Annotated in this window: 26 protein-coding genes; all 26 read left to right on the top strand. The window is 60.1% G+C overall.

What is annotated here, in order from left to right; all coding sequences use genetic code 11:
- Positions 1–4: 4 nt before the first annotated feature.
- The 26 genes from fleR (at position 5) to EAH74_RS25455 (ending at position 25,924) form a co-directional block, all read left to right on the top strand.
- Complete coding sequence (fleR, locus tag EAH74_RS25580) at positions 5–1,390, top strand: sigma-54-dependent response regulator transcription factor FleR (RefSeq protein ID WP_140681986.1); 1,386 nt, start codon at positions 5–7, stop codon at positions 1,388–1,390.
- Positions 1,391–1,536: 146 nt separating this feature from the next.
- Positions 1,537–1,866: a flagellar hook-basal body complex protein FliE gene (gene fliE / locus EAH74_RS25575; protein ID WP_140681984.1), complete on the top strand. Its 330-nt coding sequence runs from the start codon at positions 1,537–1,539 to the stop codon at positions 1,864–1,866.
- Between the two features lie 14 nt (positions 1,867–1,880).
- Positions 1,881–3,668: a flagellar basal-body MS-ring/collar protein FliF gene (gene fliF, locus EAH74_RS25570; protein ID WP_140681982.1), complete on the top strand. Its 1,788-nt coding sequence runs from the start codon at positions 1,881–1,883 to the stop codon at positions 3,666–3,668.
- On the top strand, positions 3,661–4,680 hold the full coding sequence (fliG, locus tag EAH74_RS25565; protein WP_007948903.1) for a flagellar motor switch protein FliG: 1,020 nt from the start codon (positions 3,661–3,663) through the stop codon (positions 4,678–4,680). The genes fliF and fliG overlap by 8 nt, the downstream gene beginning before the upstream one ends.
- Positions 4,681–4,687: 7 nt before the next feature.
- Positions 4,688–5,497 (top strand): flagellar assembly protein FliH, encoded by an 810-nt coding sequence (gene fliH, locus EAH74_RS25560; protein ID WP_140681980.1) that lies wholly within the window; start codon positions 4,688–4,690, stop codon positions 5,495–5,497.
- Positions 5,487–6,845: a flagellar protein export ATPase FliI gene (gene fliI, locus EAH74_RS25555; RefSeq protein ID WP_140681978.1), complete on the top strand. Its 1,359-nt coding sequence runs from the start codon at positions 5,487–5,489 to the stop codon at positions 6,843–6,845. Before fliH ends, fliI begins: the two co-directional genes overlap by 11 nt.
- A 6-nt stretch (positions 6,846–6,851) precedes the next feature.
- Positions 6,852–7,301, top strand: a complete 450-nt coding sequence (gene fliJ / locus EAH74_RS25550) for a flagellar export protein FliJ (protein ID WP_033055981.1) — start codon at positions 6,852–6,854, stop codon at positions 7,299–7,301.
- 96 nt (positions 7,302–7,397) lie between these two features.
- Entirely contained in the window at positions 7,398–7,703 is a 306-nt protein-coding gene (locus EAH74_RS25545; protein WP_008151067.1) for an STAS domain-containing protein, read from the top strand.
- Between the two features lie 5 nt (positions 7,704–7,708).
- The gene (locus EAH74_RS25540) at positions 7,709–9,415 is read left to right on the top strand and encodes an ATP-binding SpoIIE family protein phosphatase (protein ID WP_140681976.1); all 1,707 of its coding nucleotides are present in this window, start codon (positions 7,709–7,711) and stop codon (positions 9,413–9,415) included.
- A 30-nt stretch (positions 9,416–9,445) separates the two neighbouring features.
- Complete coding sequence (locus tag EAH74_RS25535) at positions 9,446–9,814, top strand: Hpt domain-containing protein (protein ID WP_140681974.1); 369 nt, start codon at positions 9,446–9,448, stop codon at positions 9,812–9,814.
- An 83-nt stretch (positions 9,815–9,897) separates the two neighbouring features.
- The gene (locus tag EAH74_RS25530) at positions 9,898–11,259 is read left to right on the top strand and encodes a flagellar hook-length control protein FliK (RefSeq protein ID WP_140681972.1); all 1,362 of its coding nucleotides are present in this window, start codon (positions 9,898–9,900) and stop codon (positions 11,257–11,259) included.
- A 208-nt stretch (positions 11,260–11,467) separates the two neighbouring features.
- Complete coding sequence (gene fliL / locus EAH74_RS25525; RefSeq protein WP_140681970.1) at positions 11,468–11,968, top strand: flagellar basal body-associated protein FliL; 501 nt, start codon at positions 11,468–11,470, stop codon at positions 11,966–11,968.
- Positions 11,969–11,977: 9 nt separating this feature from the next.
- Complete coding sequence (gene fliM, locus EAH74_RS25520) at positions 11,978–12,946, top strand: flagellar motor switch protein FliM (RefSeq protein WP_008151077.1); 969 nt, start codon at positions 11,978–11,980, stop codon at positions 12,944–12,946.
- A 72-nt stretch (positions 12,947–13,018) separates the two neighbouring features.
- Positions 13,019–13,477, top strand: a complete 459-nt coding sequence (fliN, locus tag EAH74_RS25515; RefSeq protein WP_111451927.1) for a flagellar motor switch protein FliN — start codon at positions 13,019–13,021, stop codon at positions 13,475–13,477.
- Positions 13,478–13,936: a flagellar biosynthetic protein FliO gene (gene fliO / locus EAH74_RS25510; protein ID WP_140681968.1), complete on the top strand. Its 459-nt coding sequence runs from the start codon at positions 13,478–13,480 to the stop codon at positions 13,934–13,936. It begins immediately after the preceding gene.
- Positions 13,936–14,694, top strand: a complete 759-nt coding sequence (fliP, locus tag EAH74_RS25505) for a flagellar type III secretion system pore protein FliP (protein ID WP_123364555.1) — start codon at positions 13,936–13,938, stop codon at positions 14,692–14,694. Before fliO ends, fliP begins: the two co-directional genes overlap by 1 nt.
- A complete protein-coding gene (gene fliQ / locus EAH74_RS25500; protein ID WP_007948918.1) occupies positions 14,691–14,960 on the top strand; it encodes a flagellar biosynthesis protein FliQ in 270 nt (89 codons plus the stop codon). The genes fliP and fliQ overlap by 4 nt, the downstream gene beginning before the upstream one ends.
- 3 nt (positions 14,961–14,963) lie before the next feature.
- Positions 14,964–15,746 (top strand): flagellar biosynthetic protein FliR, encoded by a 783-nt coding sequence (gene fliR, locus EAH74_RS25495; protein WP_140681966.1) that lies wholly within the window; start codon positions 14,964–14,966, stop codon positions 15,744–15,746.
- A 3-nt stretch (positions 15,747–15,749) separates the two neighbouring features.
- The gene (gene flhB, locus EAH74_RS25490; RefSeq protein ID WP_123364557.1) at positions 15,750–16,889 is read left to right on the top strand and encodes a flagellar biosynthesis protein FlhB; all 1,140 of its coding nucleotides are present in this window, start codon (positions 15,750–15,752) and stop codon (positions 16,887–16,889) included.
- A 236-nt stretch (positions 16,890–17,125) separates the two neighbouring features.
- Positions 17,126–19,255, top strand: coding sequence for a flagellar biosynthesis protein FlhA (flhA, locus tag EAH74_RS25485; RefSeq protein ID WP_140681964.1), 2,130 nt, complete (start codon positions 17,126–17,128; stop codon positions 19,253–19,255).
- Between the two features lie 11 nt (positions 19,256–19,266).
- Positions 19,267–20,595, top strand: a complete 1,329-nt coding sequence (gene flhF / locus EAH74_RS25480; protein WP_123364560.1) for a flagellar biosynthesis protein FlhF — start codon at positions 19,267–19,269, stop codon at positions 20,593–20,595.
- A gap of 116 nt (positions 20,596–20,711) precedes the next feature.
- Entirely contained in the window at positions 20,712–21,542 is an 831-nt protein-coding gene (fleN, locus tag EAH74_RS25475; protein WP_007975361.1) for a flagellar synthesis regulator FleN, read from the top strand.
- A complete protein-coding gene (gene fliA / locus EAH74_RS25470; RefSeq protein ID WP_140681962.1) occupies positions 21,539–22,279 on the top strand; it encodes an RNA polymerase sigma factor FliA in 741 nt (246 codons plus the stop codon). The genes fleN and fliA overlap by 4 nt, the downstream gene beginning before the upstream one ends.
- Before the next feature lie 167 nt (positions 22,280–22,446).
- Entirely contained in the window at positions 22,447–22,818 is a 372-nt protein-coding gene (locus tag EAH74_RS25465) for a chemotaxis response regulator CheY (RefSeq protein WP_003183998.1), read from the top strand.
- A gap of 30 nt (positions 22,819–22,848) precedes the next feature.
- Positions 22,849–23,637 (top strand): protein phosphatase CheZ, encoded by a 789-nt coding sequence (locus tag EAH74_RS25460; protein WP_074874578.1) that lies wholly within the window; start codon positions 22,849–22,851, stop codon positions 23,635–23,637.
- Positions 23,638–23,674: 37 nt separating this feature from the next.
- On the top strand, positions 23,675–25,924 hold the full coding sequence (locus EAH74_RS25455) for a chemotaxis protein CheA (protein WP_140681960.1): 2,250 nt from the start codon (positions 23,675–23,677) through the stop codon (positions 25,922–25,924).
- Positions 25,925–25,971: the final 47 nt, after the last annotated feature.

The raw sequence follows: 25,971 nt of genomic DNA, 5'->3' as shown, positions 1-25,971 counted from the left end.
GGACATGGCAATCAAGGTTTTACTGGTCGAGGATGACCGCGCGCTACGCGAAGCACTGGCGGATACGCTGCTGCTCGCCGGGCACGATTTCAAAGCCGTCGGTTCGGCGGAAGAAGCGCTGGCAGCGGTCGGTACCGAGGCGTTCAACCTGGTGCTGAGTGACGTCAACATGCCGGGCATGGACGGCCATCAACTGCTCGGATTGCTGCGCACTCGTCAGCCGCAACTGCCGGTGTTGCTGATGACCGCTCACGGTGCCGTCGAACGGGCGGTCGATGCGATGCGTCAGGGGGCAGCGGATTATCTGGTCAAGCCATTCGAGCCCAAAGCCTTGCTCGATCTGGTGGCGCGTCATGCGCTGGGCAGTCTCGGCGCGACCGAGGGCGAGGGGCCTGTAGCGTTCGAGCCGGCCAGTGCGCAATTGCTGGAACTGGCCGCACGGGTGGCGCGCAGTGATTCCACGGTGTTGATCTCCGGTGAGTCCGGGACCGGCAAGGAAGTGCTGGCGCGTTACATCCATCAGCACTCACACCGCGCCAGTCAGCCGTTCATTGCAATCAACTGTGCAGCGATCCCGGACAACATGCTCGAAGCCACCTTGTTCGGTCACGAAAAGGGTTCGTTCACTGGCGCGATCGCAGCGCAGGCTGGCAAGTTCGAGCAAGCTGATGGCGGCACGATCCTGCTCGATGAAATCTCCGAAATGCCCTTGGGCCTTCAGGCCAAGTTACTGCGGGTATTGCAGGAGCGCGAAGTCGAGCGAGTCGGCGCTCGCAAGCCGATCACGCTGGACATTCGAGTGGTCGCCACCACCAACCGTGACCTGGCCGGTGAAGTGGCCGCGGGGCGTTTTCGTGAAGACCTTTACTATCGCCTGTCGGTGTTTCCGCTGGCCTGGCGTCCGTTGCGCGAACGTACCGCCGACATCCTGCCATTGGCCGAACGTCTTCTGGCCAAGTACGTCAATAAAATGAAGCATGCCGCGGCAAGGCTGTCGCCCGAGGCTCAGGCGTGCCTGATTGGTTACCCATGGCCGGGTAATGTGCGTGAGCTGGATAACGCGATTCAGCGGGCGCTGATCCTGCAACAGGGCGGATTGATACAGCCTGAGGATTTCTGTCTGGCCGGGCCGGTCGCCTGTGCGCCGTTGCCAGCCTTGGCGCCAACGTCCGTGCGAACCGTGGAGGTCGAATCCGAGTCGGCCGGGGCGCTGGGTGATGATCTGCGTCGCCGTGAGTTCCAGATGATCATCGACACCTTGCGCTCCGAGCGCGGTCGTCGCAAAGAGGCCGCCGAGCGTTTGGGCATCAGCCCGCGCACCCTGCGTTACAAGTTGGCGCAGATGCGTGATGCCGGAATGGACGTGGAAGCTTATTTGTTCGCCACCTGATTCATTAGCAATGCAAAAGCCCGGGACGGCTTTTGTTTAAAGCGGCCATGGAGCTGGCACCCTTGTTGCTAACACCTCACTACCCGCCGAGTGAGTGTCAAAAAATTGCGGGTCGCCAAAGACGTAGCTCGTCAAAGAGAGAAGCCATGAGCCAAGGTATTGAATTCAATCGATTGATGCTGGACATGCGTTCCATGCAAATGGATGCCATGTCTGCGTCGAAATCGACTGCCGCCGTTCCTGAACTGGGTGGCAGCAGCTTTTCCGACATGCTCGGTCAGGCCGTCAATAAAGTGAACGAGACGCAGCAGGCGTCCAGTCAGTTGGCCAGTGCCTTCGAGATCGGCAAGAGTGGCGTCGACCTGACGGACGTGATGATTTCCTCGCAGAAGGCCAGCGTGTCTTTTCAAGCGTTGACCCAAGTACGCAACAAGCTGGTTCAGGCATACCAAGACATCATGCAGATGCCGGTTTAAGGACGAATTGAGTCATGGCAGAAGCAGTCGCCGATAATGTTCCGGCCAAGGCCACTCCAATAGACGGCAAGCCGCCGCTGTTCGGGTTGTCCTTCCTGGAAAACCTCTCCGAGATGACCATGTTGCGTCAGGTAGGCCTGTTGGTCGGCCTGGCTGCGAGCGTGGCGATTGGCTTTGCCGTGGTGTTGTGGTCCCAGCAGCCGGACTACCGGCCTCTATACGGCAGCCTTGCCGGTATGGACGCCAAACAGGTCATGGATACCCTCGCCGCAGCCGACATTCCCTATACCGTTGAACCGAACTCCGGTGCCTTGCTGGTCAAGGCCGATGACCTGTCCCGTGCGCGAATCAAACTCGCAGGCGCTGGTGTCACTCCCAGCGATGGCAACATCGGTTTTGAAATTCTCGACAAGGACCAGGGCCTGGGCACCAGCCAGTTCATGGAAGCGACCCGTTATCGTCGCGGTCTCGAAGGCGAACTGGCCCGCACCATTTCCAGCCTGAACAACGTCAAGGGTGCCCGCGTGCACCTGGCGATTCCGAAAAGTTCGGTGTTCGTGCGCGACGAGCGCAAGCCGAGCGCTTCGATTCTGGTGGAGCTGTACTCCGGTCGCTCGCTGGAGCCTGGCCAAGTGCTGGCGATCATCAACCTGGTGGCCACCAGCGTTCCCGAACTCAGCAAATCCCAGATCACTGTCGTCGACCAGAAGGGCAACCTGCTGTCGGATCAGGCGGAAAACTCCGAACTGACCATGGCCGGCAAGCAATTCGATTACAGCCGTCGCATGGAAAGCATGCTGACTCAGCGCGTGCACAACATTCTGCAACCGGTGCTGGGCAACGATCGCTATAAAGCCGAAGTCTCGGCCGATGTGGATTTCAGTGCCGTCGAGTCGACCTCCGAGCAATTCAACCCGGACCAACCGGCGTTGCGCAGCGAGCAGTCGGTCAACGAACAACGTACCGCCAGCAATGGCCCGCAAGGTGTGCCGGGTGCCCTGAGCAACCAGCCGCCGTCGCCTGCCTCCGCACCGCAAACCACCGGTGGCGCTACCGCGTCGGCCGGCATGGTGCAGCCAGGCCAGCCACTCCTGGATGCCAACGGTCAGCAAATCATGGACCCGGCCACCGGCCAGCCTATGCTTGCACCGTACCCGGCGGACAAGCGTCAACAGTCCACCAAGAACTTCGAACTCGACCGTTCCATCAGCCACACCAAACAGCAGCAGGGCCGCTTGAATCGCCTCTCGGTGTCGGTGGTGGTGGATGACCAGGTCAAGATCAACGCGGCCAACGGTGAAACCACCCGTGCGCCGTGGACCGCCGATGAATTGGCGCGCTTCACTCGCCTGGTACAGGATGCCGTAGGCTTCGACGCCAGCCGTGGCGACAGCGTCAGCGTGATCAACATGCCGTTCTCCGCCGAGCGCGGTGAAGTGATTGCCGAAATTCCGTTCTACTCCCAGCCTTGGTTCTGGGACATCGTCAAGCAAGTGCTGGGTGTCTTGTTCATCCTGGTGCTGGTGTTCGGTGTGCTGCGTCCGGTGCTCAACAACATCACCGGCGGCGGCAAAGACAAGCAGTTTGCAGGCATCGGCAGCGACGTCGAGTTGGGTGGCATGGGCGGCCTGGACGGCGAACTGGCCAACGACCGCGTCAGTCTCGGCGGCCCGACCAGCATCCTGTTGCCGAGCCCAAGCGAAGGCTATGACGCACAGCTGAACGCAATCAAGAGTCTGGTGGCAGAAGATCCGGGTCGCGTGGCCCAGGTCGTGAAAGAGTGGATTAACGCAGATGAGTGATAACCGAGCCGTTGCCGCCAAATTGTCCAAGGTCGACAAAGCCGCGATTCTGCTGCTGTCCCTGGGTTCTACCGACGCTGCCCAAGTGCTGCGCCACATGGGGCCCAAAGAGGTCCAGCGTGTGGGTGTGGCCATGGCCCAAATGGGTAACGTGCACCGCGAGCAGGTCGAGCAGGTGATGAGCGAGTTCGTCGACATCGTCGGCGACCAGACCAGCCTCGGCGTCGGCTCTGACGACTACGTGCGCAAAATGCTCACGCAGGCCCTGGGCGAAGACAAGGCCAACGGCCTGATCGACCGGATCCTGCTGGGCGGCAACACCAGTGGCCTCGACAGCCTGAAGTGGATGGAACCGCGCGCCGTCGCCGACGTGATCCGTTACGAGCACCCGCAGATCCAGGCGATCGTGGTGGCGTATCTCGATCCGGACCAGGCCGGCGAAGTGCTGGGCAACTTCGATCACAAGGTGCGTCTGGACATCATTCTGCGGGTTTCCTCGCTGAACACTGTGCAGCCTGCGGCCCTGAAAGAACTCAACCAGATTCTCGAGAAGCAGTTCTCCGGCAACTCGAATGCCTCGCGCACCACCCTGGGTGGCATCAAGCGTGCGGCAGATATCATGAACTTCCTCGACAGCTCGATCGAAGGTCAGCTGATGGACTCGATCCGTGAAGTCGACGAAGACCTGTCCGGTCAGATCGAAGACCTCATGTTCGTGTTCAACAACCTGTCCGATGTCGACGATCGCGGTATTCAGGCGCTGCTGCGCGAAGTGTCTTCCGACGTGCTGGTGCTGGCCCTCAAGGGTTCGGACGAAGGCGTCAAAGAGAAGATCTTCAAGAACATGTCCAAACGGGCGGCCGAACTGTTGCGCGACGACCTCGAGGCCAAAGGCCCGGTGCGCGTCAGCGACGTGGAAACGGCGCAGAAAGAAATCCTCACCATTGCCCGCCGTATGGCCGAAGCCGGAGAAATCGTTCTCGGCGGGAAGGGCGGCGAAGAGATGATCTAAGGTCACTATGTCGTCCAAACATGATGAGTCCAACACAGACCTGATCCGTGGCAAGGACGTCGGTGGTTTCGACCTCTGGTCGCTGCCCAGTTTCGATCCGTTCGTGCCGGAACCCGAGCCGGAACCTGAGCCCGAGCCGCCGGAAATGGAAGAAGTGCCACTGGATGAAGTCCAGCCACTGACCCTCGAAGAACTCGAAAGCATTCGCCAGGAGGCCTACAACGAAGGCTTCGCAACCGGCGAGAAAGAAGGCTTCCACAGCACCACGCTCAAAGTCCGTCAGGAAGCCGAGTTGGCCCTGGCCGCCAAGATTGGCGCTCTGGAGCAGCTGATGGGGCATTTGTTCGAGCCGATCGCCGAGCAGGACACCTTGATCGAAAAGTCCCTGGTCGACCTGGTGCAGCACATCACCAAACAGGTGATTCAGCGCGAGCTCGCCATCGACTCGACGCAGATCGAACACGTCATGCGTGAAGCCCTCAAGCTCTTGCCGCTGGGCGTGGGCAATGTGCGGCTGTACATCAATCCGCAAGATTTCGAACAGGTCAAAGCCCTGCGCGAACGCCATGAAGAAACCTGGCGCATCGTCGAGGACGAGGCATTGTTGCCCGGCGGTTGCCGGGTCGAGACTGAACACAGCCGTATCGACGCCACGGTCGAAACCCGCGTTGCGCGGGTCATGGACAAGCTCTTCGATCAGTTGCACGAACAGGCCTTGCACCCGGCCGAACCGGATCTGAGCCTGGAGCTGCCGATCAGCGACAAGCCAGCGGTCGTGCCGGTCGAACCTGAACCGGACGTTCCCGATGCGCCTTGATCGCACCAGCTTCGCCAAGCGCCTCGGCAGCTACGCCGAGGCCACGGCGCTGGAAGGCGCGCCGATCCTTGAAGGCCGCTTGCTGCGCATGGTCGGCCTGACCCTCGAAGCCGAGGGCTTGCGCGCCGCCATGGGCAGCCGCTGCATGGTCATCAACGACGACAGTTATCACCCGGTGCAGGTCGAAGCTGAAGTCATGGGCTTCTCCGGCAGCAAGGTGTTTCTGATGCCGGTCGGCAGCGTTGCCGGCATCGCTCCCGGTGCCCGTGTGGTTCCTCTGGCTGATACCGGCCGTCTGCCAATGGGTATGAGCATGCTCGGGCGGGTACTTGATGGCGCCGGCCGCGCGCTGGACGGCAAGGGCGGGATGAAGGCCGAAGACTGGGTGCCGATGGACGGCCCGACCATCAACCCGCTCAAGCGCGAACCGATCAGCGAGCCGCTGGACGTGGGTATTCGCAGCATCAACGGTTTGTTGACGGTCGGTCGCGGTCAGCGTCTGGGCCTGTTCGCCGGTACTGGCGTGGGCAAGAGTGTCCTGCTGGGCATGATGACCCGCTTCACCGAGGCCGACATCATCGTCGTCGGGCTGATCGGTGAGCGGGGTCGGGAAGTTAAAGAGTTCATCGAGCACATCCTCGGTGAAGAAGGGCTCAAGCGTTCGGTCGTGGTGGCGTCCCCGGCGGACGATGCGCCGCTGATGCGACTGCGCGCTGCGATGTACTGCACGCGAATCGCCGAGTATTTCCGCGACAAGGGCAAGAACGTCCTGTTGCTCATGGACTCCCTGACCCGTTTCGCCCAGGCCCAGCGGGAAATTGCCCTGGCCATCGGCGAGCCGCCGGCGACCAAGGGTTATCCGCCTTCGGTGTTCGCCAAACTACCGAAACTGGTGGAGCGGGCCGGTAACGCGGAGAAGGGCGGCGGTTCGATCACCGCGTTCTACACCGTACTGTCCGAAGGCGATGACCAGCAGGACCCGATTGCCGACGCCGCACGAGGCGTGCTCGACGGGCACATCGTTCTGTCCCGGCGCCTGGCCGAGGAAGGTCATTACCCGGCCATCGATATCGAAGCGTCCATCAGCCGGGTCATGCCGTCGGTGGTTACGCCCGAACACATGATGCGCGCCCAGTATTTCAAGCAACTGTGGTCGCGGTATCAGCAGAGTCGCGACTTGATCAGCGTCGGCGCCTATGTCGCGGGTGGTGATCGGGAAACCGACCTGGCGATCTCCCTGCAACCGCAGCTGGTGAAATACCTGCGCCAGGGTCTGAACGACAGCATCGGCCTGGGCGAAAGCGAAGCCTATCTCGGCACGATTTTCGCTCCCGCGGCCGGCGGCTAACCGGCCATGGCCCAGAGCCGAGCCTCGCGCCTGGCCCCCGTGGTCGAAATGGCCGAAAAGGCCGAGAAAACCGCGGTCCTGCGTCTGGGGCACTTCCAGGGGCAAGTCCGTCTGGCAGAAAGCAAACTCGCCGACCTCGAAGCCTTTCGTCTCGACTATCAAGAGCAATGGATCGTGCGCGGCAGCAGTGGCGTGTCGGGCCAATGGCTGCTGGGTTATCAAGGCTTCCTTGCGCAACTGGGGACCGCCATCGACCAGCAGCGACAAAGCCTGGTATGGCATCAAAACAACCTGAACAAGGCGCGGGAATCCTGGCAGCAGGCGTTTGCACGAGTCGAAGGCTTGCGCAAACTGGTGTTGCGCTACATGGATGAGGCGCGGCGGCTGGAAGACCGGCGTGAGCAAAAGCTGCTGGATGAGTTGTCCCAGCGGTTGCCGCGTCAGGATCCGTATTGATCAGGCAGGGTTCAACCGTTTTCCCACCTTGCTCCTGCCCTCGCCAAGTGCTAAACCTTGTACACGTACGTTCACCCATGACAAGGAAGCCGTTAAATGCCAGTTGTTACAGAAGTCTCCCAAGATGGGCAAAAGCTGACGATATCGGTCAAGGGACGATTCGATTTCGCCAAGCATCAGGAATTTCGCGAGTCCTACGAAAATCTTCAGCCAAAACCCGAATCCTTCGAAGTAGATCTGAAAGACGCCACCTACCTCGACAGCTCAGCGCTCGGCATGCTGTTGCTATTGCGTGATCACGCTGGCGGCGAGAATGCCGAGATCACGTTGACCAACGCTAACGCAGATGTGCGCAAGATTCTCGCCATCTCCAACTTCGAACAAATCTTCGACGTGGCGTGACCGCCATGCAGTCCTTGTTCGAACCGCTGACGATCCTGATCGCCGAAGACAGTGCGGCCGATCGCATGCTGCTGTCGACCATCGTTCGTCGTCAGGGGCATGAGGTGCTGACGGCCGCCAACGGTGCCGAAGCCGTTGAAGCGTTTCGCCAGCAGCGACCGCAACTGGTGCTCATGGACGCGATGATGCCGGTGATGGACGGTTTTGAGGCTGCGCGGCAGATCAAGGTATTGGCAGGGGAAACCCTGGTGCCGATCATCTTCCTCACCTCGCTGACCGAAAGCGAAGCGCTGGCCCGCTGTCTGGAGGCCGGGGGCGACGACTTCCTGGCAAAGCCCTACAACCAGGTGATCCTCGCCGCCAAGATCAAGGCGATGGACCGCTTGCGGCGGTTGCAGGCCACGGTGTTGCAGCAGCGCGATCTGATCGCCAGGCACCACGAGTACCTGCTCAACGAGCAGCGCGTGGCCAAGGCCGTGTTCGACAAGGTGGCCCACTCCGGCTGCCTGAGTGCACCGAATATTCGCTACCTGCAATCGCCCTATGCGTTGTTCAACGGCGATCTGCTGCTGGCCGCGTTCACCCCGGCCGGCGACATGCACGTGCTGCTCGGCGATTTTACCGGTCACGGTTTGCCGGCCGCGGTCGGTGCCATGCCCTTGGCCGAAGTTTTCTATGGCATGACCGCCAAGGGTTACGGCCTGTCCGAAACCCTGCGCGAGATGAATGCCAAGCTCAAGCGCATCCTGCCGGTGGACATGTTCTGTTGTGCAACGCTGCTGTGCCTGAGTTTTCAGCGACGCTCGGTGGAGGTCTGGAACGGCGGAATGCCGGACGGTTACCTGCACAGCATCGCCAGCGGTGAGCGCACGCCGCTGACGGCTCGGCATTTGCCGCTCGGCGTGCTGAGCCCGCAATCCTTTGATGACCGCACCGAGGTGTTTCCGATGGCGGTCGGGGATCGTGTCTTCCTGTTGTCCGACGGGGTAATCGATACCTGCGATGCCAACGAACAGTTGTTTGGTGTGGAGCGATTGCAGCAGGTGTTTGCGGCCAATCGTCAGCCTGATGAGCTGTTCGAAGAGATCGAGCAGGCGTTGCGCGACTTTCGCGGCGAGGCCCGTGATGACGTGAGCATGGTCGAGGTCAGTCTGCTGGAGGCCGCACAACTGAGCCCGCCGGCGCTGGTGTATTCCGACAGTGGTCAGTCCTGCCCGCTGGACTGGTCAGTGAGTTTCGAATTTCGCGCCGCCACGCTCAAACGCTTCAATCCGCTGCCGTATCTTCTGCAATTGCTGCTTGAGGTCCACGGTCTGCGGGCTCAGAGCGGGGCGCTCTACAGTGTATTGGCTGAACTGTATTCCAATGCCCTGGAGCATGGAGTGCTGGGGCTGGATTCGGCGCTCAAGAGCGATGCCTCGGGTTTCACCCGCTATTATCAACAGCGCAATGCGCGCCTGGATGCTTTGCAGGACGGCTTCGTGCGGGTGCATTTGCAGGTGACACCCAAGGGCAAGGGCGGGTGCTTGGCTGTTCGGGTTGAAGACAGTGGCAAGGGTTTCGATGTCGCGCGGGTGATGGAGCGGCCCGTCGATGGTGTCCGTCTGTCGGGACGTGGCGTCAGTCTGATCCGTCAACTGGGCCACAATGCGAGTTGGTCCGACGATGGTCGAAGTGCCCGCGTGGAGTTTTTCTGGGAGGCTCTGGCATAATCCACGCATTCTTGATCAAGGAGTGAGCAAGTGGCTGACACACACCTGGACCGCGACGTGCTGAACGCGTTGCAAGAGGTCATGGAGGATGAGTATCCGATGTTGCTGGATACCTTTCTCGCCGATTCCGAAGAGCGTTTACGCATCTTGCGAAAGGCTGAAGATGCCGCGCAACTCATGAATGCTGCCCATAGTTTCAAGGGCAGCAGCAGCAACATGGGCGCCATTCGCCTGGCTGAGTTGTGCCATGAGCTGGAGCAGCGCGCCAAGCAAAAAAGCCTCGCCGGCATTGAAAAACTGGTGGGCGAAATTGGTGACGAATTTGCGTTTGTCCGGCCGCTCTATGAGGCCGAGCGTCAGCGTACTCTCTCTGCCAATGAGACCGTCCGGCGCTTTTAGCGCCTGCCACTCAAACCTGGCGCGACCTTTGCAGTAATCTCCGTCAACTGTACCTACGATCCCAGTGCAGCGGAGACCGTTCCATGCCCGTTACCCCCAATATGCTTCTTCAGGCCGCCGCGCAGGCCAAGACTCAAGTCGCTTGCGCCAATACACCGGCGCCGGCTGCTGAGCCTGGGGATAAGGCATCCAGCTTCGCTCAGGTCTACGCCAATCAAGCCCAGAACAAACCCTCTGCGGTGGGTGATGGATCGGCCAAGCCGATACGCGATAAAGCGCCGGACAGCCCCGACAAAAAGGACGTCAGCAACGACAAGTCTGCCGCCCCGGAACCTGCGGTTGCCGATAGCGGCAAATCCTTGCCCGCCGATAAACCGGCGCAGGCTGACGACGAGCCCGCCAGCGATGACGGGTCGGATACTGCGCAGACTCCGGTTGCCGATGCCGCGCCCGTTGACCCGACGCTGGATCCTGCGTTGATGCAGGCAGTACAACCTGCGGTGCCTGCGCCGGTACCGGCAGCTCCGCCCGTTGTCGTCACCCCGCAACCGCAGGTCGAGGTGGCTGTGACGGCGGCAACGACTCCGGTTGTTGCAAGCACTGACACCGATTTCGATCCCGAAGCCGATCCCCTCGACGCACTGCCCGCCGTGCGTATGGCCATGGAGCAGGGCGGCCATATTTCGGCTGCGAGTCAGGCCCAGCCCAAAGCGGCACCGACCTCGGCCCAGGCCCAGGCCGACGGCGAGTCAACCTCGGCGCAGACCTTCGCCGCCGGCATGGCAAGTATGCTCGATGTGCAAGTCGACAAGGACAGCACCAGCCAGGGCGGTGACAAAGCCTTCAGTGGCCTTATCGATGACGGTCTCAAGGACCTGAAGTCCGCGAGTAGCGATACCCGGGTCGACGATTTCGCCAACCGTCTGGCAGCACTGACCCAGGCGGCCACGCCGAAAACCGCCAACGCAGTGCCGGTCAATCAGCCGATCGCCATGCATCAGAGTGGCTGGACCGAAGAAGTAGTGAACCGGGTCATGTACCTGTCCAGTGCCAATCTCAAGGCTGCAGACATCCAGTTGCAACCGGCCGAACTGGGGCGGCTGGACATTCGGGTGAACATGGTTCCGGATCAGCAGACTCAAGTGACGTTCATGAGTGCCCATCCAAGCGTTCGCGAAGCGCTGGACGGGCAGATGCATCGCTTGCGTGACATGTTTGCGCAGCAGGGCATGGGCCAGGTCGACGTCAATGTGTCCGACCAGTCCCGTGGCTGGCAGGGCCAAGGGCAGGAACAGGCTCAACAGGGTCAAAGTCAGGGGGGGCGCACCAACGCCAGCGGTGGTCGTCTCGATTCGATGGACGAAGAGCTTCCGGCCAGCGTTGCCGAAGTCGCAGCCAGCACGACCAGCGTCATCGGCTCCAGCGCAGTCGATTATTACGCCTGATAATTTGCGACGCCCCCTAAAAGATCGCAGCCTTCGGCAGCTCCTACAGGATGTACACATTCCAATGTAGGAGCTGCCGAAGGCTGCGATCTTTTGATTTTCGGCCTCAACCAGCCGCAGTCCATTTTCCCTCAGACACTTCTGGCATAACACTTGCTCTTGCCTTGCCGTGCGACTGTGAAAACCCGAATAGTGACGGATTATTGGCATGGCGAAGAGCGAAGCAGCAGTAAAAGACCCCGCAACCAAAGGCAAACTCAAGCTGATCATCGCGGTGGTGGTGGCCCTGCTGCTGGCGATCGGCTTGTCCGTGGGGGCGACCTGGTTCTTCATGCACAGCGCCCAGAGCAAGCCTGCCGCCGCGGCTGAAACCGCCCCGGTCGGCAAGCAGCCAGCGATTTTCGAGCCCATGGCTCCAGCCTTCGTGGCCAATTACAACCAGAACGGCCGTCAGCGCTACATGCAGGTGAGCATCACCATGCAGGGGCGCAATCAGGCCGATCTTGACGCGCTCAAAGTCCACATGCCCGTCATCCGCAATAACCTGGTCATGCTGTTCTCCGGGCAGGACTTCGCCACCCTGGCATCGCCTGTAGGGCAGGAAATGTTGCGTCAGAAAGCCACGGCCAGCGTCCAGGAAGTGGCGCAGAAAGAACTCGGCAAAGTGGTCATCGAACAGTTGCTTTTCACTAATTTCGTACTGCAGTAGGAACACGACATGGCCGTGCAGGACCTGCTGTCCCAGGATGAGATCGATGCGCTGTTGCATGGCGTCGACGATGGTCTGGTACAGACCGATACCGCTGCTGAACCCGGCAGTGTCAAAAGCTACGACCTGACCAGTCAGGATCGCATCGTCCGTGGACGTATGCCGACCCTGGAAATGATCAACGAACGTTTCGCCCGTTACACCCGCATCAGCATGTTCAACATGCTGCGCCGTTCGGCGGACGTTGCCGTCGGTGGCGTGCAGGTGATGAAGTTCGGCGAATACGTGCACTCGCTGTACGTGCCGACCAGCCTCAACCTGGTCAAGATCAAACCGTTGCGCGGCACCGCACTGTTCATTCTCGACGCCAAACTGGTGTTCAAGCTGGTGGACAACTTCTTCGGCGGCGACGGCCGTCACGCGAAGATCGAAGGGCGTGAATTCACACCCACCGAATTGCGTGTAGTGCGCATGGTGCTGGAACAGGCCTTCGTCGATTTGAAAGAAGCCTGGCAGGCGATCATGGAAGTGAACTTCGAGTACATCAACTCGGAAGTGAACCCGGCCATGGCCAACATCGTCGGCCCGAGCGAGGCCATTGTGGTGTCGACCTTCCACATCGAGCTCGATGGCGGTGGCGGCGACCTGCACGTGACCATGCCGTACTCGATGATCGAACCTGTACGCGAAATGCTCGACGCCGGCTTCCAGTCGGACCTCGACGATCAGGACGAACGCTGGGTCAACGCCTTGCGTCAGGACGTGCTGGACGTTGACGTACCGATCGGTGCCACGGTTGCCCGTCGCCAGTTGCGCCTGCGGGACATTCTGCACATGCAGCCGGGGGACATTATCCCGGTCGAAATGCCGGACGAAATGATCATGCGCGCCAACGGCGTGCCTGCGTTCAAGGTCAAGATGGGGTCGCACAAAGGCAACCTCGCGTTGCAAGTGATCGAGCCGATCGAGCGCCGCTGACCGGCGCTCCTAACCCCCTGTGCTTTTAACTGACGGCTCCAGATTGAATGGATGCCCGCCGAGGACAAATTGATGGCTAACGATATGAACACCCAGGACGACCAGGCGCTGGCCGATGAATGGGCTGCTGCCCTGGAAGAAACCGGCGACGCCGGGCAGGACGACATCGACGCCTTGCTGGCCGCCGATGCCGCCAGTTCGCCGTCCAACCGTCTGCCGATGGAAGAGTTCGGCAGCGTGCCGAAAAACCACGAACCGGTCACTCTCGACGGTCCGAACCTGGACGTGATTCTCGATATCCCGGTGTCGATTTCCATGGAAGTCGGCAGCACTGATATCAACATCCGTAACCTGCTGCAGCTTAACCAGGGTTCGGTGATCGAGCTCGATCGTCTGGCCGGCGAACCGCTGGACGTGCTGGTCAACGGCACGCTCATCGCTCACGGTGAAGTGGTGGTGGTCAACGAGAAGTTCGGCATCCGCCTGACTGACGTGATCAGCCCAAGCGAACGCATCAAGAAGTTGCGCTGAGTGAAAAAGATTCTGGGGGTTTTGTCAGGGTTAGCGCTGGCGTTGCCGTTCAGCGTTATGGCTGCCGAGCCGGTAGCGACCGCTACTGCGGCCGCTGCACCCGCGGTCAGCAGCGGTGTGGCCGGGCAATTGACGCAGTTGGTGTTCGGTTTGCTGCTGGTGCTGGGGTTGATCTTCTTCCTTGCCTGGTTGCTGCGTCGGGTGCAACAGGCCGGGCCGGCCGGCAAGGGGCAGGTCATCGAACTGATCGGCTCCCGCGCGCTCGGCCCGCGTGACCGTCTGATGCTGGTGCAGGTCGGCAACGAGCAGATTCTGCTTGGCTTGAGCCCCGGCACCATCACCGCGTTGCACGTGCTCAAGGAGCCGGTGCAAGTGCCCAGCGGTACTGAAAAAGCGACTCCCGAGTTTGCCCAGCGCCTGATGGAGCTGATGGGCAAGGATCAGAAGGATAAGAAGTAATGGGTGCGCTACGCATCGTCTTGACGCTGGCCCTGATGCTGGCCGCGCCGCTGGCGTTCTCCGCCGATCCGTTATCGATCCCGGCGATCACCCTGGGTACCAACGCCAACGGCGCTCAGGAATACTCGGTCAGCCTGCAAATCCTGCTGATCATGACCGCGCTGAGTTTTATCCCGGCGTTCGTCATGCTGATGACCAGTTTCACCCGGATCATCATCGTCTTCTCGATCCTGCGTCAGGCCCTCGGCCTGCAACAAACGCCGTCGAACCAGATCCTCACGGGCATGGCGCTGTTCCTGACTCTGTTCATCATGGCGCCGGTATTCGACCGGGTTAATCAGGATGCCTTGCAGCCGTATCTGGCGGAGAAACTCACCGCTCAGGACGCCGTGGCCAAGGCGCAGGTGCCGATCAAGGATTTCATGCTCGCCCAGACTCGCAGCAGCGATCTGGAGTTGTTCATGCGCTTGTCCAAGCGCACTGACATCGCGTCGCCGGATCAGGCGCCGCTGACGATTCTGGTTCCGGCGTTCGTCACGTCCGAGCTGAAAACCGCGTTCCAGATTGGCTTCATGATCTTCATTCCATTCCTGATCATCGACCTGGTCGTGGCCAGTGTGCTGATGGCCATGGGTATGATGATGCTCTCGCCGCTGATCATTTCCCTGCCATTCAAGATCATGCTGTTCGTGCTGGTGGATGGCTGGGCGTTGATCATCGGTACGCTGGCGAGCAGCTTCGGCGGTGTATCGCCATGACGCCAGAAGTTGCGGTAGACATCTTCCGGGAAGCGCTGTGGCTGACCACCATGATGGTCGCCGTGCTGGTGATTCCGAGTTTGCTCGTGGGGCTGTTGGTGGCGATGTTCCAGGCCGCTACGCAGATCAACGAACAGACCCTGAGCTTCCTGCCGCGCCTGCTGGTGATGCTGGTGACGTTGATCGTCGCCGGTCCGTGGCTGGTGCAGACCTTTATGGAATACATCCTGCAGTTGTACGGCAGTATTCCTCAGGTCATCGGCTAAACCATGTCGCTGCTCCAGCTGACCGATACCCAGATCAGTACCTGGGTGGCGACGTTCATGCTGCCGCTGTTTCGTATCGGTGCCTTGCTGATGGTCATGCCGGTTTTCGGGACGACTCTGGTGCCCAAGCGAGTGCGCCTTTATTTTGCCCTCGCGATCACGGTAGTGATTGCCCCCGGGTTGCCGCCGATGCCGCCGGTCAATGCGCTGGACTTGAGCGGGCTGCTGCTGATCGCCGAGCAGATCCTCGTCGGTGCAGTGCTGGGTTTCTCCTTGCAGCTGTTCTTCCAGGCCTTTGTGGTCGCGGGGCAGATCGTCTCCATTCAGATGGGCATGGGTTTCGCTTCGATGGTCGACCCTACCAACGGCGTCTCGGTGGCGGTGATCGGGCAGTTCTTCACCATGCTGGTGACGCTGTTGTTCCTGTCGATGAATGGCCATCTGGTGGTGTTCGAAATCCTCACCGAAAGCTTCACTACGCTGCCGGTCGGTAGCGGGTTTTTGGTCAATCAGTACTGGGAACTGGCCGGCAAGCTCGGCTGGGTCCTCGGTGCTGCGCTGTTGCTGGTGTTGCCGGCGATCACTGCGTTGCTGGTGGTCAACATTGCGTTTGGCATCATGACCCGGGCGGCGCCACAGCTGAACATCTTCTCCATCGGCTTCCCGCTGACCCTGGTGCTCGGGCTGTTCATTGTCTGGGTCGGGCTGGCGGACATTATTAATCAGTATCAACCGCTGGCCTCCGAGGCCTTGCAGTTGTTACGCGAACTGGCACGGGCGCGCTGAGTCATGGCTGAGAGCGAAAGCGGTCAGGACAAAACAGAAGACCCCACGGAGAAGCGCAAGAAGGACTCTCGCGAGAAAGGCGAGATCGCGCGTTCAAAAGAGCTCAACACGCTGGCGATCATGTTGGCGGGTTCCGGTGCGCTGCTGATTTTCGGCGGGGCGCTGGCGCAAGACTTGATGGAATTGATGCGGCAGAATTTCTCCCTGTCCCGTGAAGTCATTCTCGATCAGCGCTCCATGAGCACTTACCTGTTGAGTTCAGGGCTGACAGCCTTGCTGGCGATTCAGCCGATCATGATCACCCTGGTGCTGGCCGCGTTGATCGGCCCAATCTCCCTGGGTGGATGGCTATTCGCAGCGGGTTCCCTGGCACCGAAGTTCAGTCGGATGAACCCTGCCGCCGGCCTCAAGCGGATGTTTTCGTTCAAGGCGGTGGCGGAGCTGCTTAAGGCGTTTGCGAAGTTTTTGATCATCCTGGCGGTGGCCCTGCAGGTGTTATCGTCAGACATCGATGACCTGATACGCATCGCCCACGAACCGTTGGAGCTGGCCGTCATTCACTGCCTGCAGGTAGTGGGCTGGAGTACGTTATGGATGTCCTGTGGGCTAATCATCATCGCCGCGGTGGACGTGCCGGTGCAGCTCTGGGAGAGCCACAAGAAACTGCTGATGACCAAGCAGGAAATACGCGACGAGCATAAGGATCAGGAGGGGCGCCCGGAGGTCAAACAGCGGATTCGCCAGCTGCAGCGCGACATGTCCCAGCGCCGGATGATGGCGGCAATCCCCGACGCCGATGTGGTGATCACCAACCCGACTCACTACGCCGTAGCGCTCAAGTACGATCCGGACAAGGGCGGGGCGCCGATGCTGATCGCCAAGGGCAGCGACTTCCTGGCCTTGAAAATCCGTGAAATCGCTGTGGCCAACGAAGTGCTGCTGCTTGAGTCGCCAGCACTGGCGCGTTCGATCTACTACTCCACCGAACTTGATCAGGAAATCCCTGGCGGGCTCTACCTTGCCGTCGCCCAGGTGCTCGCTTACGTCTACCAGATCCGCCAGCACCGCGCCGGCAAGGGTAAACGCCCGGATCCGCTCAAGGACGACCTGCCGATTCCGCCCGACCTGCGGCGCGATTCCTGAGAGAGACGCGTGTAGCAGCTGTCGAGCCTGCGAGGCTGCGTCCGGCTGCGCAGCAGTCGTAAACCTTTGCGAGAACTTCGTTCTCGGACGCAGTCTCGCAGGCTCGACAGCTGCTACAAAGCTCAATACACCCCTCTATTCCCCGCCTCGGCAAAAGTTGGAAGGCTTCTTGCAGTAGCCGCTCTGCGCCTGCTTCAGGCGTCAAAAAGTTTGCTTTAAAGGAACGGGGAAAACCGGTGGATCGCTCTCAGTTATTCAACAGTGCTCGCACAAACGTTGCCGACTTAAGTCGAGGCAATCTGGGTGTGCCGTTGTTGCTGCTGGTCATGCTGGCGATGATGATGTTGCCGGTGCCGCCGTTCCTGCTGGACGTGTTCTTCACGTTCAACATCGCGTTGTCGATTGTCGTCTTGCTGGTCTGTGTTTACGCCTTGCGGCCACTGGACTTTGCGGTGTTCCCGACCATTCTGCTGGTGGCGACATTGCTGCGACTGGCGCTGAACGTGGCCTCCACGCGGGTGGTGATGCTCCACGGTCAGGACGGCCATGCCGCCGCCGGCAAGGTGATCCAGGCCTTCGGCGAGGTGGTGATCGGCGGTAACTACGTGGTCGGTATCGTCGTCTTCGCGATTTTGATGATCATAAACTTCGTCGTGGTGACCAAGGGCGCCGGGCGGATTTCCGAGGTGAGCGCGCGTTTCACCCTCGATGCGATGCCCGGTAAACAAATGGCGATCGACGCCGACTTGAACGCCGGCCTGATCGACCAGAACCAGGCCAAACTGCGCCGGATGGAAGTGGCACAGGAAGCCGAGTTCTACGGTTCCATGGACGGTGCCAGCAAGTTCGTTCGCGGTGACGCCATTGCCGGTCTGCTGATTCTCTTCATCAACCTGATCGGCGGCATGGCGGTCGGTATCTTCCAGCACGGCATGACCTTCGGCGACGCCGGCCGGGTTTACGCGCTGTTGACCATCGGTGACGGTTTGGTGGCGCAATTGCCATCACTGCTTTTATCTACAGCTGCAGCGATCATGGTGACCCGTGCTTCCGGTTCGGAAGACATGGGCAAGCAGATCAATCGCCAGATGTTCGCCTCGCCCAAAGCGTTGGCCGTGGCGGCGGGTTTGATGGCAGTGATGGGCCTGGTGCCCGGCATGCCGCATTTCTCCTTTCTCAGCATGGCAGCCCTGGCAGCTGGCGGCGCGTACCTGTTCTGGAAGAAGCAGAACGTGGTCAAGGTTCAGGCCTTGCAAGAGGTCAAGCGTCAGCAGGAACTGCTGCCATCGCCAGCCCGCGCTCAGGAAACCAAAGAGCTTGGCTGGGACGACGTCACTCCGATCGACATGATCGGCCTGGAAGTCGGCTATCGGCTGATTCCGCTGGTGGACCGCAATCAGGGTGGTCAGTTGCTGGCGCGGATCAAGGGCGTGCGCAAGAAGCTGTCCCAGGATCTGGGCTTCCTGATGCCGACCGTGCACATCCGTGACAACCTCGACCTGGCGCCGAGTGCCTATCGCCTGACCCTGATGGGGGTGATCCTGGCCGAAGCGGAGATTTACCCGGATCGCGAACTGGCGATCAACCCGGGGCAGGTCTACGGCACGCTCAACGGCATTACCGCCAAAGATCCGGCTTTCGGTCTGGAGGCGGTCTGGATCGAAATCAGCCAGCGTGCCCAGGCTCAATCCCTCGGTTACACCGTGGTCGATGCCAGTACGGTAGTGGCAACCCACTTGAACCAGATTTTGTACAAGCACTCGAGCGAGTTGATCGGCCACGAAGAAGTGCAGCAACTCATGCAATTGCTGGCCAAAAGCTCGCCAAAACTGGCCGAAGAGCTGGTGCCTGGCGTGGTCTCCCTGTCGCAGCTGCTCAAAGTATTGCAGGCGTTGCTGGCCGAACAGGTGCCAGTACGGGACATCCGCAGCATTGCCGAAGCCATCGCAAACAATGCCAGCAAGAGTCAAGATACTGCCGCGCTGGTGGCTGCGGTTCGCGTCGGTGTATCCCGCGCAATCGTCCAAAGCATTGTAGGGACTGACTCCGAGCTACCAGTGATCACCCTGGAGCCAAGGTTGGAACAAATATTGCTCAATAGTCTTCAGAAGGCAGGACAAGGCTCGGAAGAGGGCGTTCTGCTGGAGCCAAGCATGGCTGAGAAACTGCAACGCTCGTTGATCGATGCGGCGCAGCGTCAGGAAATGCAAGGTCAACCGGTGATTCTGCTGGTAGCCGGTCCGGTTCGCGCGATGCTGTCGCGATTCGGCCGATTGGCAGTCCCGGGTTTGCATGTGTTGGCTTACCAGGAAATTCCTGACAACAAGCAAGTGACCATCGTTGCGACAGTAGGGCCCAACGGCTGAGGTAGTGGTTTATGCAAGTTAAGCGTTTTTTCGCCGCCGATATGCGTCAGGCCATGAAACTGGTTCGTGATGAGCTGGGCGCTGATGCCGCCATCATTGGCAACCGCCGGATCGCCGGTGGTGTCGAGCTGACGGCTGCCCTGGATTACAAGTTGTCGGCGCTGGCTCCGCGCGTTCCGAACATGGAACTCGAAGATGAGCTGCGCAAGACCCAGTCGCGGATCGTCACCGCCCAGGCCGAACTGAGCCTGCGCAGCGATGGCGAGAGCGATAAGTCCACCAATCGCCAATTGTTCGCCGGCCTGCCACTGACTGCCGCCGAGCCGCTGATCGAGCCGACCTACACCGAACCCCGTCGTCCTGCACCGGCCGCGGCACCTGCCACCGGTGGCGTCGACCCACGGGCGTTCGACTCGATGCGTTTCGAACTCAACAGCCTGCGCGAACTGATGGAAGTGCAACTCGGCTCCCTGGCCTGGAATCAGCTGCAAGGCAGCCGCCCGGCCCAGGCCAATCTTTGGCGTCGCCTGCAACGCATCGGTCTGTCCGGCCCGTTGTCGCGCGATTTGCTGGCGCTGATTACCGATATTGAAGAACCTCGTCAGGCCTGGCGCATGTTGCTGGCACACCTGGCGCGGATGATCGCCACACCGGAAGTCGAGCCTCTGGAAGAGGGTGGCGTGATTGCCATGGTCGGCCCCGCCGGCATGGGCAAGACCACCACCCTGGCCAAACTCGCGGCCCGTTACGTGCTCAAGTACGGCGCGCAAAATATCGCGCTGGTCAGCATGGACAGCTACCGTATTGGTGCTCAGGAACAACTCAAGACGTTGGGCCGGATCCTCAATGTGTCGGTGACGCATGTCGATCCGGGCCAGTCGCTGGTGCAGGCGCTGGAGCCTTTGTTGCGCAAACGCGTGGTACTGATCGATACCGCGGGCCTTCAGGCCAGCGATCCGGCACTGCGCATGCAGCTAGAAAGCCTGGCCGGTCGTGGCATCAAATCGAAAAATTACCTGGTTTTGGCAACCACCAGCCAGAAACAGGTTCTAACGGCCGCTTATCACAGTTACAAACGCTGCGGGCTCGCTGGCTGCATCCTGACTAAACTGGATGAAACGGCAAGTCTGGGCGAGGTGTTGAGCCTGGCCATCAGTCATGAATTGCCGGTGGCCTACCTGACCGATGGCCCGCGGATTCCGGATGATTTGCATCTGCCGCGTCGTCATCAGTTGGTCAGTCGCGCCGTAAGCGTGCAAATGCAAGAAGAACCCAGCGAAGAAGCCATGGCTGATATGTTCGCTGATATTTACCACAGCCCGACCAAGCAGGTCGGCTGAGGTATTAATGAACAGTTTTTGTACCTACATCGATGGTCTGCCATGCATTGTTCAGTTAATGAACGCGCAGCCAGTAATGTGGCCTCCGTCTAAGTAAGACAAGGTAAAGAAAATTCATGGGCAGCATGCATCCCGTACAGGTGATCGCGGTGACCGGCGGCAAAGGTGGCGTCGGGAAGACTAACGTGTCAGTGAACTTGTCCCTGGCTCTAGCTGAGCTCGGTCGGCGCGTCATGCTGTTGGACGCCGATCTGGGGCTGGCGAACGTCGACGTTCTGTTGGGGCTGACACCCAAACGTACTTTGGCCGACGTGATCGAAGGCCGCTGCGAGCTGCGCGACGTTCTGTTGCAAGGCCCTGGCGGCATTCGCATCGTCCCGGCCGCGTCCGGCACACAGAGCATGGTTCATTTGAGCCCGGCTCAACACGCCGGCCTGATCCAGGCGTTCAGCGATATCGGCGACAACCTCGACGTGCTGGTGATCGACACCGCGGCGGGCATTGGTGAATCGGTCGTCAGTTTCGTCCGCGCAGCGCAAGAAGTCTTGCTGGTGGTCTGCGACGAGCCGACTTCGATCACCGATGCCTACGCACTGATCAAACTGCTGAACCGCGATTACGGCATGAACCGCTTCCGCGTCCTGGCCAACATGGCCCAGAGTCCGCAGGAAGGGCGCAACCTGTTCGCCAAGTTGACCAAGGTCACGGATCGCTTCCTTGACGTCGCCTTACAATACGTCGGCGCGGTGCCTTACGACGAAAGCGTGCGCAAGGCTGTGCAGAAGCAGCGCGCCGTTTACGAAGCCTTCCCGCGTTCCAAGTGCTCACTGGCGTTCAAGGCGATTGCACAGAAGGTCGATACCTGGCCGCTACCTGCCAACCCGCGTGGGCACCTGGAGTTTTTCGTCGAGCGCCTCGTGCAACAAACGGCAGGACCGGTGCTATGACAGCCAGTGGCTACAACCTCTACAAGAAGTCGGCACGTGACGCGCAGTACGAGCTGATCGAGCGTTACGCGCCACTGGTTAAACGCATTGCTTACCACTTGCTGGCGCGTCTGCCGGCCAGTGTCCAGGTTGAAGACCTGATCCAGGCCGGGATGATCGGCCTGCTTGAAGTGTCGACCAAATACGACGCCAGCAAAGGCGCGAGTTTCGAGACGTACGCGGGCATACGAATCCGTGGCGCGATGCTTGATGAAGTACGCAAGGGGGACTGGGCGCCACGTTCGGTCCACCGCAATACCCGGATGGTCAGCGACGCCATTCGCTCGATTGAAGCTAAAACCGGCCGTGACGCTAAAGATCACGAGGTTGCGGCCGAACTCCAATTGAGTCTCGACGATTATTACGGGATTTTGAACGACACCCTGGGCAGCCGCTTATTCAGTTTCGACGATCTGTTGCAGGACGGCGAACACGAAGGGCTGCACGAGGATGGCGCCAGTGTTCATCTCGAGCCGTCACGCGATCTGGAAGATGAACGCTTCCAGGCGGCGCTGGCGGACGCGATTGCCAATTTGCCGGAGCGCGAGCGACTGGTGTTGGCGCTGTACTACGACGAAGAGTTGAATCTCAAGGAAATCGGTGAGGTCCTGGGGGTTAGCGAATCTCGGGTCAGCCAGTTACACAGCCAGTGCGCGGCCCGTTTGCGGGGGCGTTTGGGGGAGTGGCGAGCGCGCTGAAGGCAGTGTGGGGACACTGCGAACGCGGCTGGTGGGGTGTTGAACCGTACCGGTCCCGATCTGTTGTGCTCCAGACAGTCATTGAGTGCTTTGCCGGATTGATTGAAATGGCGCGTCCAGGTGCTGGGCGCGTTTAAGACTGCTTGGAGGTCGAATTGGACAAGAACATGAAAATCCTCATCGTTGATGACTTCTCAACGATGCGGCGGATCATTAAAAACCTGTTGCGTGACCTTGGGTTCACCAACACGGTCGAGGCTGACGATGGCACTACTGCCATTCCGGTTCTCAACAGCGGCAGCATCGACTTTCTGGTAACAGACTGGAACATGCCTGGCATGACCGGTATCGACCTGCTGCGCCACGTGCGTGCCGATGAAAAGCTCAAGCACCTGCCGGTGCTGATGGTGACCGCTGAAGCCAAGCGCGAGCAGATCATCGAGGCAGCCCAGGCCGGAGTTAACGGCTATGTGGTCAAGCCCTTCACGGCCCAGGCGTTAAAAGAAAAAATCGAGAAGATTTTCGAACGCATCGGTTGATGTGCGAAGCCACTGCGCCACGGGGGAGCTATGGAGCATAACGAGTCTTCACAGGGCGATTTCGAATCGACCCTGAAAAAACACGCGGTCGAACTGGTCGAAAGCCTTGAAAAAGGCAGGTTCGGCGACGCTGTGCAACTGATCCATGAGCTCAATCAGACCCGTGACCGTGGCCTGTATCAGGAAGTGGGCAAGCTCACTCGCGAGCTGCATAGCGCGATCGTCAATTTCCAGATTGACCCGAACATGCCGCAAGCGGAAGAAGTGTCACAGATCACGGATGCCACCGAACGACTGGGCTATGTGGTCAAGCTGACCGAGGCTGCTGCCAACCGCACCATGGACCTGGTGGAAAACGCCACGCCGCTGGTCAATGGCCTGAGCAACGAAGCCCAGGCCTTGAGCACCGACTGGGGACGGTTCATGCGTCGCGAAGTCGGGGCTGAAGAGTTCCGCGAGCTGGCTCGGCGAGTCGACGGTTTCCTGACACGCAGCAGCGAAGACAATCGCGTTGTGTCGAGCAACCTGAACGACATTCTGCTCGCTCAGGATTACCAGGACCTCACCGGTCAGGTGATCAAGCGTGTGACCCAATTGGTCACCGAAGTTGAAAGCAACCTGCTCAAGCTCGTGCTTATGGCCAGTCAGGTGGACCGCTTTGCGGGCATCGAACATGACCGTGAAGCGATGCTTGCAGAAAAAGATCCGCAAAAACATCTCTCTCAGGGTGAAGGTCCGCAGATTCATGCCGATAAAAGAGAAGACGTTGTGTCCGGTCAGGACGATGTGGACGATTTGCTATCCAGTCTTGGATTTTAGGTTTTTAGGTTTTTAGACCTTTAGGAGCACCCCCTTAATGAGCTTCGGCGCCGATGAAGAGATCCTTCAGGATTTCCTGGTTGAGGCCGGCGAGATTCTAGAGCAACTGTCCGAACAGCTGGTCGAGCTTGAAAGCCGACCTGATGATGCGGACTTGCTCAATGCAATTTTTCGCGGTTTTCACACTGTAAAAGGAGGCGCCGGCTTCCTCCAGCTCAACGAGCTGGTGGAGTGCTGTCACATCGCCGAGAACGTGTTCGACATCCTGCGCAAGGGTGAACGTCGCGTCGACTCGGAACTGATGGACGTAGTTCTCGAAGCGCTGGATGCGGTGAACGGCATGTTTACCGAAGTCCGTGAGCGCAGCCCGATTACGGCTGCCACGCCAGAATTGCTTGCGGCACTGGCCCGTCTGGCCGAGCCGCAAACCGCCGATGAAACGGCACCGGTCGCCGAAGTGGTGGAAGAACCTGCCGCCGAGAGCGAATCGGGTGACATCACCGATAACGAATTCGAACAACTGCTGGACTCGCTGAACGCCGTCAAGGCTCAGGCAGAAGCCCCGGCAGCTGTGCCAGCGCCGAGCAGCAATGCAGCGGCCAGCGACGAAATTACCGATGCCGAGTTCGAGTCGTTGCTCGATCAGTTGCACGGTAAAGGCCAGTTCGCCGTCGATGCGGTAGCCCCGGCGCCAGCCGCACCGGCTGCCCCGAAAGCGGCAGGCGACAGCTCCGATATCACCGACGACGAGTTCGAAGCTCTGCTCGATCAGCTGCACGGCAAGGGTAACTTTGCTGTCGACGCGCTGGAATCGGCCATTGCTGCGGCTCCGGCCCCGGCTGCGCCAACCGCTAAGGCGGCTGGCAGCGACCTGATCTCCGATCACGAGTTCGAATCGCTGCTCGACGAATTGCACGGCAAGGGCAAGTTCACTGAAGTGGGCGCCGCGTCCGGCGCCAGCGCATCGGTTGTGGCGCCAGCGGCCAAGGCTGTTGCACCGAAACCCGTTGCCAAAGCGCCCGAGCCTAAAGCCGAAGCGCCGAAGCCTGCCGCTGCTGCTGCCCCGGCTCCGGCTCGTGCCCCGTCCGCGCCGCCACCGGAAAAACCGGCCAGCGAAGCCGAGACCACCGTGCGGGTCGATACCGCGCGTCTCGACGAAATCATGAACATGGTCGGCGAGTTGGTACTGGTGCGTAACCGTTTGGTCCGTCTGGGCCTCAACAGCGGCGACGAAGCCATGTCCAAGGCCGTGTCGAACCTCGACGTGGTCACGGCCGACCTGCAAACCGCGGTCATGAAGACCCGGATGCAACCGATCAAGAAGGTCTTCGGGCGCTTCCCGCGTCTGGTTCGCGACCTGGCTCGCCAGCTCAAGAAAGAGATCAACCTGGAACTGGTCGGCGAAGAAACCGACCTCGACAAGAACCTCGTCGAGGCCCTGGCCGACCCGCTGGTCCACTTGGTGCGCAACTCGGTCGACCACGGTATTGAAGAGCCGGCCGAGCGTGAAGCGATGGGCAAGCCTCGCAGCGGCAAGGTGATCCTGTCCGCTGAACAGGAAGGCGACCACATCCTTCTGTCGATCTCCGATGACGGCAAGGGCATGGACGCCGATGTTCTGCGCGGCATTGCCGTGAAGAAAGGCTTGATGGACAAGGATGCAGCGGATCGCCTCAGCGAATCCGATTGCTTCAACCTGATCTTCGCGCCGGGTTTCTCGACCAAGACCGAAATTTCCGATGTCTCCGGACGCGGCGTGGGCATGGACGTGGTGAAAACCAAAATCGCCCAGCTCAACGGCACCATCAATATCTATTCGACCAAGGGCAAGGGCTCGAAGATCGTCATCAAGGTCCCGTTGACCCTGGCGATCATGCCGACGCTGATGGTCATGCTGGGCAACCAGGCGTTTGCGTTCCCGCTGGTGAACGTCAACGAGATCTTCCACCTCGACCTGTCGCGCACCAACGTGGTGGACGGCCAGGAAGTGGTGATCGTGCGGGACAAGGCGCTGCCATTGTTCTACCTCAAACGCTGGCTGGTCAGCTCCGCCGCTCACGAAGAGCAGCGCGAAGGCCATGTGGTGATCCTTTCGGTGGGCACTCAGCGGATCGGCTTCGTCGTCGATCAACTGGTGGGTCAGGAAGAAGTGGTCATCAAGCCATTGGGCAAAATGCTCCAGGGAACCCCGGGCATGTCCGGCGCCACCATCACCGGTGACGGCCGCATTGCGCTGATTCTCGATGTTCCGAGCATGCTCAAGCGTTACGCCGCACGGCGTATTTGATTCTGGTGGGGCGGGGCGACTGAGCCTCGCTCCGTCTAACGGAGTGT

It is taken from the genome of Pseudomonas mandelii (assembly GCF_006438925.1).
Lineage (GTDB): Bacteria > Pseudomonadota > Gammaproteobacteria > Pseudomonadales > Pseudomonadaceae > Aquipseudomonas > Aquipseudomonas mandelii_C.
This window is presented reverse-complemented; position numbering and strand designations above follow the sequence as displayed.